The sequence below is a fragment of the Nocardia sp. IFM 10818 genome, from assembly GCF_054655275.1.
In genome coordinates, this window is sequence record NZ_BAAHJH010000001.1 from 6,633,007 (window position 1) to 6,653,006 (window position 20,000).

8 protein-coding genes are annotated in these 20,000 nt (G+C 68.1%); all 8 read right to left on the bottom strand.

The window, feature by feature from the left end; genetic code table 11:
• Positions 1 to 17: 17 nt before the first annotated feature.
• Positions 18 to 770 (bottom strand): thioesterase II family protein, encoded by a 753-nt coding sequence (locus tag ACYQ5L_RS30845; protein ID WP_459961735.1) that lies wholly within the window; start codon positions 768 to 770, stop codon positions 18 to 20.
• Positions 767 to 1,876: a saccharopine dehydrogenase NADP-binding domain-containing protein gene (locus ACYQ5L_RS30850; RefSeq protein ID WP_459961736.1), complete on the bottom strand. Its 1,110-nt coding sequence runs from the start codon at positions 1,874 to 1,876 to the stop codon at positions 767 to 769. The genes ACYQ5L_RS30845 and ACYQ5L_RS30850 overlap by 4 nt, the downstream gene beginning before the upstream one ends.
• Positions 1,873 to 6,024, bottom strand: a complete 4,152-nt coding sequence (locus ACYQ5L_RS30855; RefSeq protein WP_459961737.1) for a non-ribosomal peptide synthetase — start codon at positions 6,022 to 6,024, stop codon at positions 1,873 to 1,875. The genes ACYQ5L_RS30850 and ACYQ5L_RS30855 overlap by 4 nt, the downstream gene beginning before the upstream one ends.
• A complete protein-coding gene (locus ACYQ5L_RS30860; RefSeq protein WP_459961738.1) occupies positions 6,021 to 13,640 on the bottom strand; it encodes an amino acid adenylation domain-containing protein in 7,620 nt (2,539 codons plus the stop codon). Before ACYQ5L_RS30860 ends, ACYQ5L_RS30855 begins: the two co-directional genes overlap by 4 nt.
• Before the next feature lie 34 nt (positions 13,641 to 13,674).
• Positions 13,675 to 14,637 (bottom strand): ParB/RepB/Spo0J family partition protein, encoded by a 963-nt coding sequence (locus tag ACYQ5L_RS30865; RefSeq protein WP_459961739.1) that lies wholly within the window; start codon positions 14,635 to 14,637, stop codon positions 13,675 to 13,677.
• A gap of 644 nt (positions 14,638 to 15,281) precedes the next feature.
• On the bottom strand, positions 15,282 to 16,496 hold the full coding sequence (locus ACYQ5L_RS30870; RefSeq protein WP_459961740.1) for an MFS transporter: 1,215 nt from the start codon (positions 16,494 to 16,496) through the stop codon (positions 15,282 to 15,284).
• Positions 16,478 to 18,202 (bottom strand): ABC transporter ATP-binding protein, encoded by a 1,725-nt coding sequence (locus ACYQ5L_RS30875; protein ID WP_459961741.1) that lies wholly within the window; start codon positions 18,200 to 18,202, stop codon positions 16,478 to 16,480. Before ACYQ5L_RS30875 ends, ACYQ5L_RS30870 begins: the two co-directional genes overlap by 19 nt.
• The gene (locus ACYQ5L_RS30880; RefSeq protein ID WP_459961742.1) at positions 18,199 to 19,968 is read right to left on the bottom strand and encodes an ABC transporter ATP-binding protein; all 1,770 of its coding nucleotides are present in this window, start codon (positions 19,966 to 19,968) and stop codon (positions 18,199 to 18,201) included. Before ACYQ5L_RS30880 ends, ACYQ5L_RS30875 begins: the two co-directional genes overlap by 4 nt.
• Between the last annotated feature and the right edge of the window lie 32 nt (positions 19,969 to 20,000).

A 20,000-nucleotide genomic window follows, 5' to 3' on the forward strand; every position in this document is an offset into this window, starting at 1 on the left:
GTTCTCCTTTCGGTTCGTCAGGGCGTCGACGGCCAGTACGCGTCGGACGTGGTCAACTGCTGCGACAGCCAGTCGATGAAGTCGTGGCGGCGTTCGACGAGGGCGAAGTGGTTGCCGGGCATGGTGTGCAGCTCGAAGCCGGCCACGGTGCAGTCCCGCCACGCGCCGGCCTCGTCCACGGTGATCTCCGGATCGTCGGTTCCGATCACCGCGGTGATCGGAATGTCGAGCGGGGTGACCGGGCCGGGCTGGTACCGCTCGATGAGGCGGTAGTCGCTGCGGATCGTCGGCAGCATGAGCTCGCGGATCTCCGGGTGGTCGAACAGCGCCGGGGAGACGCCGCCGAGACCGCGCAGCTCGTCGAGCAGTCCTTGCTCCGTCCGCAGATGTACATCGTTGGGGCGCAAGCGATGTGGTGGCGGATGCCCGGAAACGATCAATCGCTCCGCCCGGTGGGGCGCGCGGCGGGCCACCTCGAATGCGACGGCGGCGCCCATACTGTGGCCGAACAGCACCAGCGGCGCGCCCTGCGGCAGAGCCGAAACGAATTCGCAGGCCAGGTCTTCGAGGGTGTCCGGATGCGCGTCTACCAACCGGTCCTCACGACCGGGGTAGATCGCGATCGCCAGTTCCACACCGTCGGGCAGCAGTTCGACCCACGCGCGGTAGTAGCTCGCCGAGCCGCCCGCGTGCGGGAAACACAGCAGCCGCAGCCGCGGGGCTGGATCCGGTCGGTAGACCCGGAAACGGGACTGGTCGGCGGTTCTCATATCGATCCTTCGTCGAGTGCGATCAGCGCGTCGAGCGCGAGGTCGTGTTCGGACAGATGCAGGACGGCCGGGTCGGCGGACAGATCGTCGACTACGCGAACGGGTGCGAGAACCTCGGCCGCGAAATGCACGCCAGGATCGATCTCGCCCGCCGTCATCGCGAGGATCGCCGGTACCGCCGCGGCCGCGACGAGCGTCGTGGCGCCCTCGGCACGCAGGACCAGCGACCGGGTGACCGCGCGGCCGGCATTACTGCCGTCGAGCTGAAACAGCATGGTGGCGTGCCGGGTTCGGCCCAGAGCGTCGAATTCGGCTGCCCGCCGTACCTGCTCGGCCATGGCGCCGATCTCGGCCGCCGCGACGCCCGGGACCTGTTGCAGCACGAGCGGCAGCCGTTCACCGTCCAGCACCGAGTACCAGGTTCCCGATGCGATCCGCAGGTCCGTCGCGGTCCGGCGGGCCTCGGGCGACAGGTAGGGCTGGGCGGTGACGGGCTCGGGGAAATGCGGCAGCCGCAGGTCGATTCGACGCCGCACCGCGTCTTCGCGCGGACCGCCCCGCCACGCCGCCAGCGGGGTGTCGTCCCCGGACCGGATGCCGACGACGTAGTCGTAAGCCGAGGAGTACCCGAAGCTGTCGCGCGCGCCGTGGTACACCGTCAACGACTCGACGGCATCACAGCCCCGGGCCAGATAGCGCGGGAGCAGCCCGGTCAGGCCGGGAATCATTCCAGCGGAAAGCACTGCGCACCACTGGGTGTCGCCGTCCAATCGGTCGTGGACCGGGTGGTCGCCGCCGATGTCGATATAGGGCACGCCCACCCCGCGCGCCGCCACCGCGACGCGATCCAGGATCAGCCGCGTCGGCCCCGCGCAGTTGACGACGACGTCGCACCGTGCGCAGAACCGCGCCAGCGCTGCGGCATCGAACAGGTCGAGCTCGGTGAATTCGCCCGCGCCGCCGAGCACGTCGGTGATCAACGCGCGACCGGCGGCCGGGTCGCGCCCGGCGATCGACAGCTCGCCCGCCGCTCGCTTGTGCAGCCGCTCCGCGATGAGCGCGCCGACTGCGCCGTACCCGCCGAGGAGTCCGATTCGCGCGGTCATGACGGCTTGCCGTTCAGCAGCGCCGCGAGCACCGCCATGGTCTCGTCCCGCTCGGGGTGGACGATGAGATCGCCGAGCCCGGCGGACAATTCGTCCACCAGACCCGCCAATTCGGGTTCCGGCGGCGACCCCACCACGACGACCTCGCCCGCGTAGGGCCGTACCCGGTAGTCGCGCAGCGCCTCGACGGTGGCACGGAAGATGTCGTAGCGTCCGGCCGTGGTGATGTCGGTGGCGATCTGTACCGATGCGCCGATCGCTTCGATCCGCTCGGCGGCGGTCGTCGACAACGGATGCTCCGGCACCTGCGCGAGCGCCGGCGGGAAGCCGACGGTCTCCGGCGCGACACCGATTTCCTGGGCGAACAGATACTCCAGTTCGGTCTCGGCGCGCGCCTGGTCGGCAATGCGGTAGGGATTCACGAGCACGACCGTGTCGACGGGTGTGCCCGCCGCGACGAGTTCGCGGGCGAGTTCGAACGCCAGCACCGCGGACGAGCCGTAACCGACCACCTGGACTCGTTGTGGACGCTCCGCCCGGACGAACCGCGCGTACGCGGCGGCGCGGCGCTCCAGCAAGCGTTCGGGCCCGGTGCGCAGGTACGTGTCGGCGTCACCCGCGGTGAGCCCCAGCACTTTCCGAGCCGGATCGAGCAGAGTCGGGAGGGCGGCGAAGTTGTAGAACTTGCCGGTGCCGTCGTGCACGAGCACGATGACGGGGTCCGCTGTGCCCTCGCCGAGACGCACCAGCGGCGAGGTGATCCGGCGCCGGGCGGGCTCCGGGCTCACGGCCAGAGCGGCGCTCGCGAGGTAGCGCGCCATGGCCGCCACGGTCGGGTCGGGGAGCAACTCCCGCACCAGGGTGTCGAAGTACATGCTCGCCGCTTCGGGTACCCGGTCGCGCAGCTTGGCCACCAGCTGGGTGGACAGCAACGAGTTCCCGCCGAGGGCGAAGAAATCGTCGGTGCGGCCGACCCGCTCGATCCCGAGCACCTCGGCCCACAGCTGCGCCAGTGTCGTTTCCAAGCCCTCGGCGGGTTCATCGCCGCCGGTGGCCGCGACCTCGGTGTGGTTGCGCAGCCGCGCGGCCAGGGCGGCGCGATCGACCTTGCCGTTCGCGGTCACCGGTATCGCCGGCACCTCGTGGAACGCCGCCGGGCACATGTAGCCGGGCAGCAGTTCGCGCAGGTACTTCGCCAGATCCGGCTCGCCGAGCGGCTCGATGACCGTGATGAACGCAGCGAGCCGGCGGCGCATGGTCTCGGTGCCCTCGACGAGCACGACGACGCCGGAGACGGCCGGATGCGACAGAATCGCCGACTCCACTTCCGCGAGTTCGATCCGGTGGCCCCGGATCTTTATCTGACTGTCTTCCCGGCCGAGGAACTCGATCGCCCCGGATGGCAGATATCGGCCGAAATCACCTGTGCGATACAGTTTTTCGCCCGTCATAGGATGGATCAGGAAGCGGTGCCCGGTGCGCTCCTCATCGTTCAGATACCCGAGGGCGACGCCGACGCCGCCGATGTACAGCTCACCGGCCACCCACTCCGGACGGTCACGCAGCGCCTGGTCGTAGACGTGAAATGTTTGGTTCCGCAGCGGATAGCCATAGGGGATGCTCGCCGCGCCAGAGTCGACCGTCTCGATCGGGTAGTGGATCGACCAGATCGACGCTTCGGTCGCGCCGCCGAGGCTGATCAGCCGCAGCCCGGGAATCCGCGTCCGTATCTCGTCGGGCAGCGTGACCGGAATCCAGTCGCCGGACAGCAGTGCCACCCGCAGCGACGACACTTCCACCTCGGTGTTCGCCGAGAGGTAGTGGCTCAGCATCTGTAACTGGGCGGGCACCGAGTTCCACACCGTAATGCCGTGCCGCGCGACCAGTTCGGCCCAGTGCGCGGGATCGCCGCGCCGGTCCGGATCGGGCAGCACCAGCGCTCCGCCCGCACCGAGGGCGCCGAAGATGTCGTAGACCGACAGATCGAATCCGAGATTGGCCAGACCGAGCATCCGATCCTCGGCCGTGACATCGAAGCGCTCGGAGATGTCGGCAATGGTGTTCATGGCCGCACGGTGGCTGATCATCACGCCCTTGGGCGTCCCCGTCGAGCCGGATGTGTAGATCACGTAGGCCAGGTCGTCGGGTGTGCGCCGGCGCGCCGTGAGGTCGAAGTCGGAACCCTGCACCGGGACGGCCGCCATATCGATACAGGTGACCGAATCCGGTGCGGTGGCGTCCATCCGGGCGCTGACGAGGAAAGCGGCGCCGGAGTCGTGCAGAATGCGGTCGCGCCGGGCTACCGGCTGTCCGGGGTCGACCGGAAGGTACACCGCACCGGCCGCGACCACACCGAGGACCGCCGCGATCTGGTCGAGCCCCTTGTCCACCGCGATGGCGACGATGCCGCCCGGTCGAACTCCGGCAGTGGTCAGCGCCTCGGCGACGGCGCCGGCCCGCGCGGCCAACCGGCCGTAGGTGTGGCCACCGGCCGAGTCGACCACCGCGATCCGATCGGGGTGACGCCGCGCGGCCGTGAACACGGGCTCGTGCAGGAGTGCGTCGGGCACCGGCCCCGCTGTCGCGTTGACCGCGGCGCGCCGGTTCGCCTGATCGGGTGACAGCGACACCGGAGTCTTCGCGTGCCAGGCGTTCTCATCGCGCGCCAGGCTGCCGAGCAGATCCTCGAAGGCGGCGAACATGTCGTCGACCAGCCCGTCGGGGAACACCTCGGTGCGCACGTCCCAATTCAGTTGCAGCGCGCCGTTGCGCTCCAGGGCCTGGCAGTCGATCCACACCTGTGGCGTCTGGCTGATGCCGTAGCCCAGCCGTCCGGAGGAAGGTTCGTCATTGCCGTTGTCCAGGCCGATGGACCCGGTGAAAACGACCGGCATCAGCGCTTCGTCCTGGCTGCGCCGGCGAGCGACCTCACGAATCACCTCGATACCCGAGAAGAGTCGATGGTCCATATCGTCGAACAGCTGGGTGCCGAGCCGCTGTGCCCGTTCGGCGAAGGTCTCCGCTCCCCCGGGCCGCACCTCGAGCAGGGTGACCGAGGTGAAGTCCCCGACCAGCTTGGGCACGTCCGCGTGCAGTGGCAGCCGGTTGAGCAGCGTGAGATTCAGCGTGAAATCGGGCCGCCTGGACCACATTCCGATGATCTCGGCGTAGGCCGCGAGCACCGCGCCCGACGCGGTGACGCCGATTCCGCCCGCACGCCGTTTGAGCGCGGCCCAATCGCCGGGCCCGAGGTGCAGAACCCGGCGGGTGAAGGTGGGAACCTCGTCCTCGCGGGAAGCGATCGGCAGTTCGGGGGCGGGCGGCAGCTCGTCGACCCGGGCGAGCCAATAGTCGCGATCGATGCGATACTGCGCGGCGTCGCGCATGCCGCGCTCGGTGATCACGTAGTCGCGGAACGACACCTCGGTCTGCGGCAGTGGATGATTCGGGTCCCGCTCGAGGCGTTCGATCTGATCCAGCAGCATGGAGATGCTCACCCAGTCCGCGAGCAGGAAGTCCACCGAGACGTGCAGCACGGCCCGGTCCGGTGTCCGGGTGAGGCGCAGTTCGAACAAAGGCCAGCGACCGGTGTCGATCTGCTGATGGCCCAACTCGTCGCGGACCGTCGCCAGGAAGCTTTCGACGGTTTCCGCGGTAGCGGCCCGCAGGTCGGCCTGCGCGATCCGGTAGTGCGGAACCTCGGGCAGCACCTGCTGGGAGCCGTCTTCGTGCACGATCGCGCGCAGCATCTCGTGGTGTGCGATCAGCCGGTTCCACGCCTGCTCGAGGCGAACGGGATCGAGGTCGTCGTACTCGACCTCGACGTACATGTGGCAGGCGATGCCGCCGAAGGCATACCGGTGCCTGCGTCCCATCAGGTACGCGGTCTGTACGTCGGTGAGCGGGAACGGCTCGTGTGCGTTCCCGGAATCGGCGACTATGGCGGGTAGTCCCGCGCTGCGCAGCGCCTCCAGGATCGCGGGTTTGTGTGCGCGCAGGGTGGCGATGTGCTCGCTGGTCATCACACCCTTGGGCGCCCGGAATCGGATCTGCCCCGATTCCTCCCACAGATGCACGCCCACCTTTGCCAGTTCCGTGATCAGTTGCTGGGGAGTCGATTCGGCGCTGCCGATTGTCAGCTCGCTCATATCGTGCCGTCCTCCATTGAATCGTCGAGCTGGGCGGAGATCATGTCCGCGACCGCGGTCACGGTGGGGTCGGCGAACATCTGCCGCAGCGCCAGGGCGACGCCGAACCGGCGGCGCACCGCCTCGGCGAAATGTGTTGCGGTCAGGCTGTCGCCGCCGACTGCGAAGAAGTTGGTACGCCTGCCGATATCGGCGCTCACCGCCGGCAGCAGGGCGGTCCACAGTTCGACGACGGCACGTTCGAGGTCGGTGCTCGCGGGTTCGCCGGCCTCCTCGCCGTCGCCGGTCGAGGCGAGCATCTCCGCTACGCGGGCCCGGTCGACCTTGTCGCGAGCGCTCAGCGGCAGCCGAGGCAGCACGGTCAATCGCTCGGGCACCATGTAGGCCGGCACCTCGCCGCGCACTCCGGCGAGCACCTGCTCCACATCGAGCACCGGGCGGTCGACCGCCGAGCGCGCGGCCAGTAGCAGCAGCGCGGAGTCGTCGTGTTCGACGATCTCGATCTCGGCCAGATCGGCGGCGGTCATGGCGTCGGTCCACCGCATCCGGTCCAGCATCGGGCTACGTCGCGTCCCGCCGAATCCGCGCTCGAGCACTGCGGCGGTGAGCAATCCGATCGGTGCGAGTTCGCTGTGCTCGATACCGAGCAGCAACCCGCGCGGGGCGAGCAGGTCCGCGGCGACCAGTACACCGTCGACCGGATCCCGGTAACGATGCAGCGCGACGACGGTGAGGACGACATCGAAGCGGTTGCGCAGGTCGGCCGGTAGCAGCCCGCCGGGCAGCGGCTGGAACGACCGCTGGTGAGGCAGGCCGTCGAGGCGTTGCGCGGCCAGGTCCAGCAGCCGTGGCGAGTCGTCGAGCAGGGTGAATTCGATGACGTCGCCGTCGAGATTCTCGAGCAGCCGGCGCGCGGCCATACCGGTGCGACAACCGAGTTCGGCGACTCGTACGGGCCGGCCGAGTTCGGCCGCGATCGCGGTGATGGTTCGCGCGATCCGCTCGATCGCGGCCAGGACGTCCGGTTGCCGCGCGACCAGCGACTCCGGCGCCAGTACCGGATCCTCTATCAGGGTCAGCGGTGAGCGGTCTCCCCGCAGAATCTCCCTGAGGTCGCCGTCGGCGACGAGCAGGCGTTCGGCGACCGACTGCATGAGGCTGCCGTGCGCCGCGGCCACCTGCGCTGTCCAGTTGGCGTGATCACGGACTTCGTTCCAGCGCTCGCCCGGTTCGAATCGACTCGAGCGCGCGATGACCACGTCTCGCTCCGTGAGCCAGTCGAGCCAGAGCCGGAGCAGATCACGGAAGTCGTCGGCGGCGCCGAGCGCGGCGGCGATGTCGTCCACCGAGGCGGGGCCCGATTCGATTCCGGCGGCGAGCAATCCGGCGATTCTGGCCTCCACGATCGACGCCTCGACCGCGCGGTCGGTGAGCGGGACTCCCCCGGCGTGCCGGTCGGCGAGCACCACGTCGAGCAGCGCCATCCCTTCGGTCGCCCGTGCTCCGCCGTGATGCGCGGCCGTGACGGCCGCGGCAAGCCGGCTGTGGGCGCCGCTGCCGACGGTGGTCACCACCGCATGCTCGATGTGCGGGTGCGCCTCGAGAGCGGTCTCGATCTCGCCCAGCTCGATTCGGTGGCCGCGGACCTTGACCTGGTGGTCGAGCCGGCCCAGGAACTCGAGGGTGCCGTCGGGCCAGCGCCGTGCCGCGTCACCACTGCGATACCAGCGCTGTCCCGCCCGGACCACGAACTTCTCGTCGGTCTTGGCCGGGTCGTCCCGATATCCGCGCGCGAGACAGACTCCGCCGATCCACAATTCACCGGGAACCCAGTCGGGGCAGTCCCGTTCCAGGGCGTCGACCACCCGGTGGCATTGATTGTGCAGAGCGAATCCGTAAGGGATGGAACGCCATTCGGGATCCATCTCGGTGACCTCATAGGCGTTGGACCAGATCGCGGTCTCCGTCGGCCCGCCCAGCGCGACGAATCGGCCATGCGGGTTCCTGGCCCGGTATCGCACGGGCAGATCCATGCCGACCCAGTCACCGGCCAGCAGCACCAGACGGATGAGATCGGGTGCGCTGTCGGCTTCGGCAGCGGTGAGATACATGTCGAACAGCGCGGGGACGCTGTTCCACACCGTGACCCCGTGCGTGCGGCACAGTTCGACCCAGCGGCGGGCCTCCCGGCGGTCCTCTTCGCTGATCAGCACCAGCGCGCCACCGACACCGAGCAACCCGAAGAGGTCGTAGACCGACAGGTCGAAATCCGCCGCGGACAAGGCGAGCGCCCGATCCTCGGCGCCGACGCCGAAGCGTTCGTTGACGTCTTCGATGGTGTTCACCGCGGCGCGATGTGGCACTTCGACGCCCTTGGGCCGGCCCGTCGAGCCCGAGGTGAATATCACGTACGCCGACGCGGTGACGGCTACCCGCACCGGACCCGGCAACGCCGCTCCGCCCGGAGCCGTCGGCGAGACGATCCGAATATCGGGTGACCATCCGGCGCCGGGCTCATCGGTCACCACGTACCGGACCCCGACCGATGCGTACATCCGGTCACGCCGTTTCGACGGCTGATCCACGCCGACCGGTACATAGACCGCGCCCGCCGCGAGCACACCCAAGATCGCGGCCACCTGATCCGGCCCCTTCGGAAGGGTCACCCCGACCAGATCGCCCGGGCGCACCCCGCGGGCCACCAGACCGCCGGCCACCGCCAGGGTTCGCCGCGCCAGACTCGCGTAGGACAGCTGACCGCCGTCGGCGAGAATCAGCGCCACCCGATCCGGATCACGGTCGGCCCAGTCGAAGAATCCATCGTGCAGCAGGCGACCGCTCTCCTCACGCCACGCCGGCAGCGAGTCCCGCTGTGGCAGCGCCACCGGCATGACGGCCGACCAATCACCGTCGGCCAGCCAATCGAGCGCGGCGCGATAGGCTGTGAACATCTGGTCGATCACCCCGGCCGCGAAGAGTCCTTCGACGAAGTCCCAGCTCACCGCGACCCCGTCCGCGTACTCCCGGACCTGAAGGTCCAGCGAAACCTGTGGCGTGTGCGAGATCTCCCAGGAGGTTTCGGCGTAGGCCGACGCGGCGCTGGTATCCAGTCCATCCAGAACGCCCAGCGCACTGGTGAATACGACGGGCATGCTCATCTCGGCGGCTCCGGCCCGCCGCGCCATCTCACGCAGCGCCCATGTCGCGGACACCGCCTGGTGGTCGAGGCCCCGCCACATCTGTTCCTGCAGACCGCGGGCCCGCGCGGCCAATCCCGCGTCCGAGTCCGGGTCGTAGGCGACCAGCAGGAGCGAGGTGAACTCGCCGAGGATGTTGTCCACATCGGGATGGATGGGATTGCGCTGAAAGGTGGTCAGCGTCAATGTCATGTCCTGCCGGGTGCTCCACGCTCCGAGCACCTCCGCATAGCAGGCCAGCAACAGGGCCGACGGCGTGATCTCGTGCTCGCGTGCGCGCTCGGTGATCCGCGTCCAGCTCGCCCTGTCGATAGAGGTGTCCCGGCGCGCGAAGCGTGGTTCCCGGATCTGCGCGGGATCGGTGGCCAGCGGCAGGTCCGGCGGTGGCGGCAGCCGGTCGATGAGCTCCAGCCAGTACTCGCGGGCGGCGGTGACGGCGTCCGGGGTCGGCCGGGTGTTGAGTTCGTAGTCGCGAAAGGTGATGCCGACCGGACGTAGTCGCGCCGCGGGATCCTGGTACAGCAGTTCCAGTTCCGCGAGCAGGATGAAGATGCTGAGCGCGTCGACGATCAGGTTGTCCAGGTTGACGCCGATCCGGACCCGGGATCCGTAGCGGACGGCGCGCACATCGAACAGCGGCCATCGGCCGGGTTCGAAGGTGTGGTGCGCCATATCCTCCCGCAGCGCCGCGAGCACCGCGTCGGCCTCGTCCGCGGATGCGTCTGCGACCGGGATGACGAACCTCTCGACCTCGGGCCGCACCCATTGCCGCTCGTTGCCGTCGAACACCGTCCGCAGCATGTCGTGCCGCTCGATCAGCGTGTTCCACGCGTGTTCCAGCCGATCGAGATCGATGTCCTCGCCGTCGAATTCGGTGTAGAAGTGGGTGCCGATGCCGCCGAGGGTGAATTCGGGCCGGCGACCGATGAGGTAGGCGCGTTGTACGTCGGTGACCGGGAAAGGCTCGAATCGGGCGTCCGGATCCGGCTCGTACGCGGCCGCCGCGGTGTCCCCGACGGCCAGGGTAGCCGCGAAGCCGGCCACGGTCGGGTTCGCGAACAATCCGCGCAACTCGGCACCGGTGATGCCGAGGGCGCTCAGTCGCGCGACGAGCCGGGTGCCGATGAGACTGTCCCCGCCGCAGCGGAAGAAGTTGTCCGTCCGACTCGTCTGTTCGATCGGCAGCAGCTCCAGCCACAGTTCGGCGACGAGCTCCTCCATCCGCCCTCGCGGCGGCGCGTCCGCCGGTCCGCCGGTGATCTGGGCCCGGGCCAGAACGGTGGCCACCGCGGCCCGGTCGACCTTGCCGTTGCCGGTCAAGGGCAGGGCGGCAACGGTGACGAACTGCTCCGGGATCATGTGCCCGGGCAGCCGCTCGCGCAGCCACTGTTCCAGGTCCGCATCGGCGGGCTCGGTGACGCCGGCAAGAGTGACGGCGGCGGCGATCCTGCGGTGCGCGCCGAGGTCGACGGTGGTCACCACCGCACGTTCCACGCCGGGATGGGTCTCCAGTGCGGATTCGATCTCGCCCAGCTCGATTCGATGACCGCGCACCTTGACCTGGTGGTCCAATCGACCGAGGAATTCGAGTGTGCCGTTCGGCCAGAAGCGCCCCATATCGCCTGTGCGATACCAGCGTCGTCCCTGCCACCACACGAATCTCTCGGCGGTTTTGGCGGTGTCGCCGAGGTAGCCCTCGGCGAGCCCGATTCCGCCGATCCACAGTTCACCGGCCGCCCAGTCGGGGCAGTCCCGTCCGTCGGCGTCGACCACCCGGTAGCACTGGTTGCGCAGCGCGAAACCGTATGGAACAGAACGCCATTCGGGTTCAACCCAGTCAACTTCGAAGGCGTTGGACCAGATCGCGGCCTCGGTCGCCCCACCCAGGGCGATGAATCGGCCGTTCGGGCACCGGTCGTGGTACCGCCCCGGCAGATCGAGACCGATCCAGTCACCGGAGAGCAGCACCACCCGGATCACGTCCTGCCCGGCAACGGCGTGGGCCGCCGTCAAGTACATGTCGAACAACGCCGGCACGCTGTTCCACACGGTGACGCCGTGGCGCCGGCAGAGCTGCACCCAGCGCTGCGCTTCGCGCCGATCCGCTTCGTCGACCAGCACCAGCGCACCGCCGACGCCGAGCAGTCCGAACATGTCGTAAACCGACAGGTCGAAATCCGCCGCGGACACGGCCAATACTCGATCCTGGGCGCTGACGCCGAACCGTTCGTTGATGTCCTCCACGGTGTTCACCGCGGCTCGGTGCGAGACCTCGACGCCCTTGGGCTGCCCTGTCGACCCCGACGTGAAGATCACATACGCGGTGCCGCCGACGCCGACCCCCACCGGCCCCGGCAACGCGGGACCGTCGATCTCCGCCACGGGGCAGACGCCGATGTCGGACGGCCAGTCCCGGTCGGCATCGTCTGTCAGCACGTATCGGACGTCGGCCGCGGCGAAGATCCGATCGCGCCGCGCCGCAGGTTGGTCGATGCCGACGGGCACGTAGGCCGCGCCCGCGGCGAGCACGCCCAGGATCGCCGCGATCTGATCGGGCCCCTTCGGCAACGTCACGCCGACGAGGTCGCCGCGGCGCACACCGAAGGCGATCAGCCCACCGGCGATCCGCAATGCCCGGTCCGCCAGCGCGCCGTAGGAACACTGCCCCTCGTCGCCCCACAGCAGCGCCGGGCGTTCCGGCTCCCGGGCCGCGCGCTGAAAGAAGGCCTCGTGCAAGAGGCGTCCGGGCTCGAGACCCTCGGTCGTGCCGACCACCTCGCGCACCACCTGCTGCGACGACGGCAATTCGATCGGCACCGCGGCGGACCAGTCGGCGTGCGAGAGCCAGTCCAGCACACCGCAGTAGGCGTCGAACATACTCTCGATGACGCCCTCGGGAAACAACTCGGGCACGTAGTCCCAGTTCAGGTACAGCCCGTCGTGCATCTCCATCAGCTGGTGGTCCAGCCACACCTGCGGCGTCTGCGACACCATGAACCCCAGCTCGCCGAAGGATTCCCGGAAGTCGTCGCCGAGCAGGTCCCCGCTATTGAGATTGCTGGCGAAGACCACCGGTGCGCCGGCATGCCCGCCGTCGTGGCGCGCCAGGTCGCGCAGCACGTCCAATCCGGAGTACGCGCTATGGGAGATGTCGGACTGGAACCGCCGCTGGGTGCGGCGGACTCGCTCGAGGAAGCCTTCGGCGCCGAGATCGACATCGAGCAGGATCAGGTTCGTGAAGTCGGCGACCACCTCGGAGATGTCCGGGTGCAACGCTTTCCGGTCGAAGATCGGAACATTGAGCAGCATCCGCGAAGTGCCGCTCCAGCGCCCGAGCACCTCGGCGAACGCGGTCGCGAGCGTCATGGCGACGGTGACGCCGTGTTCGCGGGACCGGGCGGTCAGCAGCCGGTAGGCGAAGGGATCGAGCCAGCGCGCGATGCGCCGGAAGCGGGGGGACACGATTCGTTCGGGTTCGACGGCGAGCGGCAGCGGCGGTGCGGCGGGCAGTTCCGCCAACCGGGAGGTCCAGTACGCCCGATCGCGTTCGACGGTTCCGGCACGCTGCGCGGCGAGCTCGGCGCGGTAGCGCGGAAACGAGTACGCCAGGGGCCGCAGTGCTTCCGGTCCGCCGCGATAGGCCGCGGCGAGGTCGTCGAGGAAGATGTTGAAGCTCAACACGTCCGCGACGAGCAGATCGAGTTCGATGTGCAGTCTCGTCCCGGCGTTCGGCAGCAGCGACAGCTGCACGTCGAACACCTCGCCGCGCTCGACATCGAGCCGGCGGTGCGACAACGTGTCCCGCAGGCGGCTCAGCACCTGCGCGCCATCGCCGCGATCACGCAGATCGTGCACTCGAAGCCCCGGCCGGTCCGACTGCGGCGAGATCTGCTGTGTCCCATCATCCAGGATCCGGACCCGGAGCATCCCGTGCCGTGCGACGACAGCATCGATCGCGGTGTCGAGCCGAGCGGGATCGATACCGTCGCCGTCGATTTCGAGATAGACATGGCAGCCGATGCCGCCCAGCGGCTGGTCGTCGCCGCGCCCCACCCGGTAGGCGTGCTGAATCGGGCTCAGCTCGAACGGGGCGAATTCATCGACGACGACCGCGACGACATCGGCCGGACGCTCCGGTGTGCGCGCGGCCACCAACTCCCACCAATCGGCGACCGTCGGTCGTTCGAACAGTTCCGCGAACTTCACGCCGAGACCCCGGCGGCTCCACGAATCGACCACCTGCATGACCCTGATCGAGTCGATGCCGGCCTCGATCAGGTTCGCCGCTGGATCGATGTCCTCCGGCTCCTCGCCGAGCAGATGCGCGACGAGCAGCACGATGTCGTGCCGACTCTCCGGAATCTGCGAAGTGACCGTCGCGTCGTCCGCGACCCGGGGTACGGGCCCGTTGAAAACCATTGCCTCTCCCACCAAATCCATCGTTGCCAGACCGTCAACAGGCGTATTCGCTGCTGCGACTGTCGAGCGTGTCCGCGAACCGCTGCCAGTCCGCCGCGCACAGGCGGGCGAGATCGACGATGGCGCGGGTACAGTGCTGCGGGACATTGCTTGCGACGGCGTCCCATTCGTCGCCGTCAGCGCTCAGCGCTTCCAGCCAGCGCAGCAGTGTGCGACCGGATTCGGAGAACCGCATCGATGGATCCGAGCGGAGCCTGCGCACCACGGAACGGCGATCGATGGCCGGTGTCACCGGGAGCGGAGCGACGACGGCGTCGGCCCCGGCCTCGGTGCGGTACTGCTGCGGAACCGGGCTCTCGCCGCGGCGGATCCGTGCCCGGACATCCTTGGCGGTGGTCGCCGAGATTCCGGCGGCCCGGGCGACCTCGCGCGCCGACGCGTGCGGGTTCTCGGCGAAGAGCTCGCTCGCGCGAATCCGGCCGTCGACTCGGTTGCGCGGGTGGTAGCGACCGTCACGGCCCAGTCGCTCCGACGGCACGATATCGCCTGCTTCGCCCCGCAGCGAGGCGACGGTCTTGTCCGAGATTCCGGCGATGCCGGCGATCGCGCGATCGGACCACTCCGGGCGGTCCTCGATGATGCGCACCGCCGCGGCCTTGCGGTCGGCCAGCGTGAGCGGCAGACCGTGTGCGCTGTTCAGCTTGACCGCGAGCACGAAGGCATCGCGCTCGTCGCCGTCGAAGAACAGGACATCGATGGTCTCGTCACCGCGGAGCTGCGCCGCCCGCAGTCGATGTCCGCCATCGACCACCCGCATGGACGCGCGGTGCACGACGATCGGCGGCAGCTCGGCCTTCACCGATGCGAGAGATTGGATGTGTGCGACGTTCTCGGCCTTCCGGGGCGAATCGCCAAGAATTAACTCACAGATCTTTACTTCAGCCCTATCGCCGCTGTTGAGAAAGCCTGCCGAAGTATCTTCTGCGATCGAAAACATCTCGCCTCTTTTCCTGCGTTGAACCCCGAGTCAGCATGATCAATCGACGATCTGTACGGCAATAGGAAAACAACGGACTGCACCTATAAGGCCACTCGGGCAAGCGGATAGGTGAGCCTCCGTTACTACTTTCGGCCCAAACGATAGGAAACAGCATTCGCCGATATCAGAAGGCTGATACAAGGCCGATCGATTCACAGAAAACGGAGGCATGCCAGCAAGGCCGGCGCGGTGATCAATTCAGTCACCGCGCCGGCCATGGAAGATGAGCACACAGAAAAACAGCCTGTTACCAGCACATACGAGAATTCGAATTCGAAGTGGACACCTCATTAGAGAGTATCGCGGCATCGCGCCGGATACCCGCGCAGCCGCAAGTCCGGAAACTGGTCGCTAAAGACCGTAGATCCATCCCGCGCCACTCGGGCGATAGCCGGAAGTCATATTGCAGACACACGGCGAGTCGTCAATATAGCAAGGCACTACAATTTAGATTCGAATCATGGGAATAAATTCCACACAGGAGGGCAGAGTTTCTTAGCATGCTTCGCCAAATCAATTGGCGGGAATTTTGAGAAGCTCTGCAGCGTTCGCCATCACCTTTATTCCAAAAGAGCCAGACACCAGTCCGTTGCATATGCCAATTATTTGCTAAACATTTCAATGGTGGCAGGCCCGGGTGCTATGGCAGAATCGCCGTCCCGATACCAGCGCGCGGCGACAACAACTCCGAGCAAGGCGACCAGTGCCGCACCCGCCAGCGTCGCGGCATACCCCAGCGGTTCGGCGAGCGCGGTCGCGATGATCCCACCGACGATGCCGACGAACAGCACGAAGCTGGTGACTACCGTGAAGTCGGTGCCCGCGCTGTTCTCACCGCACATATCCATGGTGATCGTGAAGACCATCGTCATCGTCGCGGCCATGGCGGCCTGCACCGCCATGGCCGCGACCAGGACAATCGTCGAGGACGACGACAGCCCTGCGAGAGCGAGCAGCGCCAGTACCGGCACCTGCGCACACTGCGTCCAGACCAGCATCGATCGCCGTGGGTACCGGGAGATCAGCATCCCCGCCGCGATACCGGCGACGATGCCGACGAGTCCGCCGAGCGCGTTGGTGGTCACGCCGACCGAGGTCAGAGACCACCCCCTGTCCACGAGCATCGGTGACAGGAGCGCGTAGCCACCGTAGAGCCCGGCGATGCAGGGCGGCAGGATGATCAACATCCACCGGGACATCCCGGGGCGGCGGAACACCGAACGCAGGCGCACCCGGCGGATCGCCGGCCCGACCGGCGGTTCGGTGAACCCGGCGATCTGCGGCATCGGCAGCACCGTGGCGATCGCGAGTGTGACAATCGCTGCCGCCCAACCGAGCCGGTCGTAGACGACGAGCGTCAGTCCGCCGCCGAGGACTCCGCCGAGATAGCCGCCCGCTGTCTGCAATCCGTTGCCGAATCCGCGCTGACCGGCCGCGAGTATCCGCACGGCGATCGCGTCCGTCGCGATGTCCTGTGTGGCGGACAGCAGCGCGACGACACCCACGATCAGCATCAACAACCCGAGGTCGTCGACGGGATCGAGCGGGGTGGCCAGCAGCAGTGCGGCGGCCAGTGCCGGTTGCAGCACCAGCAGCCAGCCGCGATACGAGCCGAACCGATCGACCAGCGGCGCCCAGAGCGGCTTGAGAACCCAGATCAGCGCGACGGTCTCGACCGCCGCGATCTCCTCCAGCGAGGCGCCGCGGTCACGCAGGATGGCGATCAGCGCCACGCCGAAGAACGAGAATCCCAGATATTGACTGACATACAGGGCCGTGAGCAGGCCATAGTTATTCTTCATACGGTCAGCCGCCAACCCTTCGCTCTTTCTCGTTCCCGCCAGAAGTCCTGGTAGCGCCCCTGCACCGCGATGAGTTCGTCGTGCGTCCCGGTCTGCACGATCCGGCCCTCGTCCAGCACCAGGATCTGGTCGGCCGCGGCGACGGTGTGCAGTCGATGTGCGACCACGAGCAGCGTCCGATCCGTGGCGAGCACCCGCATGGCGGCGGCGACCGCCGCTTCGTTGTCCGGGTCCAGGGCCGCCGTCGCTTCGTCGAGCAGCACGATCGGAGCCTGTTTCACCAGTGCCCGTGCGATCGAAACCCGTTGTCGCTCACCGCCGGACAGGCTGACCCCGCCTTCGCCGACGCGGGTGTTCCAGCCGTCGGGCAACCGATCGACGATCTCGTCCACGCGCGCCAGCCGCGCCGCGTCGCGGATCTCCTCGACGGTGGCGTCGGGGCGCCCGAGCCGAATATTGGCCTCGATGGTGTCGTCGAACAGGTACACGTCCTGGAACACCATGGCCAGCTGGCCCATCAACGCCTCGGTGTTCAGTTCACGCACGTTGGCGCCGCCGACATGGACGGTGCCGGCATCGACATCCCAGAAGCGCGCGGCCAACCGCAACAGGGTCGATTTGCCGGAACCCGACCGGCCGACGATCGCGGTCAGCGTTCCGGGTCGCGCGTCGAAGGTGACATCGTGCAGGACAGGGTGGTCGTCGTAGCCGAAGGCCACGTTCCGGAAGCTGACGCCGCCCGGATCGACGGGCTCGCCCCCGGCCCCCTCGGGCAACGGTTCGACGGCGAGCACCTCGTCGATCCGGTCGATGTCCTCCGACGCCATCCGCAACGCGGCCGCGTGATCGACGATCTCGATCAACGGACCGATGAAGCGGGCCACGAGCACGAGCAGCGCGATCAATTCGGCGGCATCGAGCGAACCGCTCAGCGCGAGCGCGACACCGATGGCGATCAGCGCCACGAACGCGGCCTGCACGACGACCGAGAAGGCCAGCAATGCGGAGACCGCATCGCGGTTCAGCTGGTCGTACGCGCGCCGTTGACCCAGCAGCGCCTTGTCGAGCAGCGGGTTGTCGGCGCCGGTGCGACCGAATGCCCGCAGCACGGGCTGGCACTGCGCGAACTCGACCACCCGGCCCGCCGACTCGACCGCGGCCTGGTCTATCGCACCGAAACTGCGTGCGATGGCGTTCTGCGCCCAGATGTGCGTAGCGAGCAGGACCGATCCGGCGACGAACAGCGCCGCTGCCAGACGCCAGTCGAACAGCAGCGCACCGAAGGCCACGACCACGGGCGTGACCGCCGCGCTGATGACGGGCTGCATCAGGTGGGCCGGTACGCCGATGATGTTCGCCGTCCCCTGCGACATCGACTGCGTCAGACGCCCTGTGCGGTCGGTTCCGAACCAGCTCAGCGGCAAGCGCGTCAAGTGGTCACCGACCCGGTGGTGCATCCCCAGTAATAGATCATCGGCGATCTGCTGGCCGTGCATCGCCTGGGCGTAGAACACCCCGCAGGTCACGGCGGTCGCCAGCGCGAGCGCGAGCAGCCACGGGACCGCGGCGTCGCGGTCGCCGTCGAAAAATGGGCGCAGCACTGGCACGACCAGCAGAACACAGATGCCTTGCAGCGCCGAGTAGGCGACGATCAAACCTATCCACCGTACGAACCGCGGCCGATCGCCGGGGTCGACGATGCGAAACAGCTTGCGAATCATACTGATTCCTCTCGGCTCACCGACTGCGCGTCCCACATTTGCCGATATCGGCCGCCGGCCGCGATCAATTCGTCGTGTCGTCCCGCTTCGATCACCCGGCCCTGCCCGAGCACCACGATGCGGTCGGCGGCACGGATCGTGTGCAGGCGGTGGGCGATCACCAGCAGGGTCCGGCCCGCTGTCAATTGCGACAGCGCATCCTGCACTGCGGCTTCGGATTCCGGATCGGCGAAGGCTGTCGCCTCGTCGAGCACCAGCACGGGAGTGTCGGCGAGGATGGCCCGCGCGATCGACACTCGTTGCGCCTCACCGCCGGACAGATGGGCGTCCTCGCCGATCGCGCTGTCGTACCCCCGGGGCAGCGCGGTGATCCGGTCGTGAATCTGCGCCGCGCGCGCGGCCGCCTCGATCTCGGCGAAACCGGCGTCGGGCCGGCCGAGTGCGATGTTGTCGCGAATGCTGGTGCGCAGCAGCAACGTCTCCTGGAATACGAATCCGACGTGGCGATAGAGATCGCGCTCGGACATCTCCCGTACGTCGACACCGCCGATACGCACAGCGCCCTCGCCGACATCCCAGAAGCGGGGAAGCAGCCGCGCCAGCGTCGACTTGCCGGACCCCGAGGGGCCGACGAGTGCGGTGACCGTACCGGGCTCGAGCACCAGGTCGACACCATTGATCACCGGTGTGCGCCCGTCGTAGGAGAAGTGCACGGACTCGAACTCGACACGCGCGCCACCGGGGGTCCGCGGCCGCGCCGTTCTCGGGAGTTCCGGAGTCGAGAGCAGCCTGGCGACCCGTCCGGCGGCGTCCGACGCGACCTGCATCGCCGCGGCGCCGAATCCGAGGGCCAGGACCGGTGCGCCCAGACCCACCGCGAGCATGACGAACGCGATGATCTCGGCGGGATCGGCATCGAGCAGCACGCCGCCCCCGAGCGCGACGAGCAGCAGCACCGGCGCCGAGATGATCAGGGAGGCGATGGCATCCAGCTTCCGCATCGGGCCGGCCCACTCCGCGAGGAAGCGGGCGAGATCATCGCCGGCTCTGCGATAGCGATCCTGTGCGCGTCCGGCCTGGCCGAACGCCTTGACCACGGCGATGCCGTCCACGAACTCGACGACTGCGGCATTGACCTTGTCCAACTCGGCGCTCCAGCGCGCGGTCCGCGCATCCTCGTCGCGCATCATGTAGGCGACCAGGCCGAACCAGATGAGCAGGGGCGCAAGACAGATCAGCGCAAGCCGCCAGTCGAGCCAGAACAGGTACGCCAGGGCGACGATCGGCGTGACCACGGCGGCCACCAGATCGTTGACCACATGCGCGACCGCGTGGTGGACCGAGCCGACGTCATCGGACATCACGCGTTTCACCTGGCCGGAACTGCGCTCGGTGAACCATCCGAGCGGAACCCGGCCGAGCCGCTCGGACATGCTGCGCCGGATGTGCAACCCGACATCGGCGTCGGCGATATGGCTGATCGTGTAGGCCACCGCCGCGAGAACGGTGTGGATGAGGAAGCCGACGGCGGCGACCGCGACCCACGTCCAGACCCGGCCGCGATCGACCGCATCGCCGGTGAGGAATTCGCGCGCGATCTCGACCATCGCGACGTAGGGAGCGAGGCTCGCCAGCGCCCCGACGAATTGCAGAGCCGCCGCCACGGCCAATCGAACGCGCACCGGTGCGAGCAGAACGCCGAGCCCGCCCGGTTCTTCGGGCGGTGTCTCCACGGCGGAGGACGTATCCAGAACGGCCGTACTCATGGTCTCCCTCCGGGCAGTTAGATCACTGTTCC

Coding starts and splice junctions, on each gene's coding strand:
- ACYQ5L_RS30845 (WP_459961735.1), bottom strand. CDS start 770: ATGAGAACCGCCGACCAGTCCCGTTTCCGGGTCTACCGACCGGATCCA.
- ACYQ5L_RS30850 (WP_459961736.1), bottom strand. CDS start 1,876: ATGACCGCGCGAATCGGACTCCTCGGCGGGTACGGCGCAGTCGGCGCG.
- ACYQ5L_RS30855 (WP_459961737.1), bottom strand. CDS start 6,024: ATGAGCGAGCTGACAATCGGCAGCGCCGAATCGACTCCCCAGCAACTG.
- ACYQ5L_RS30860 (WP_459961738.1), bottom strand. CDS start 13,640: ATGGTTTTCAACGGGCCCGTACCCCGGGTCGCGGACGACGCGACGGTC.
- ACYQ5L_RS30865 (WP_459961739.1), bottom strand. CDS start 14,637: ATGTTTTCGATCGCAGAAGATACTTCGGCAGGCTTTCTCAACAGCGGC.
- ACYQ5L_RS30875 (WP_459961741.1), bottom strand. CDS start 18,202: ATGATTCGCAAGCTGTTTCGCATCGTCGACCCCGGCGATCGGCCGCGG.
- ACYQ5L_RS30880 (WP_459961742.1), bottom strand. CDS start 19,968: ATGAGTACGGCCGTTCTGGATACGTCCTCCGCCGTGGAGACACCGCCC.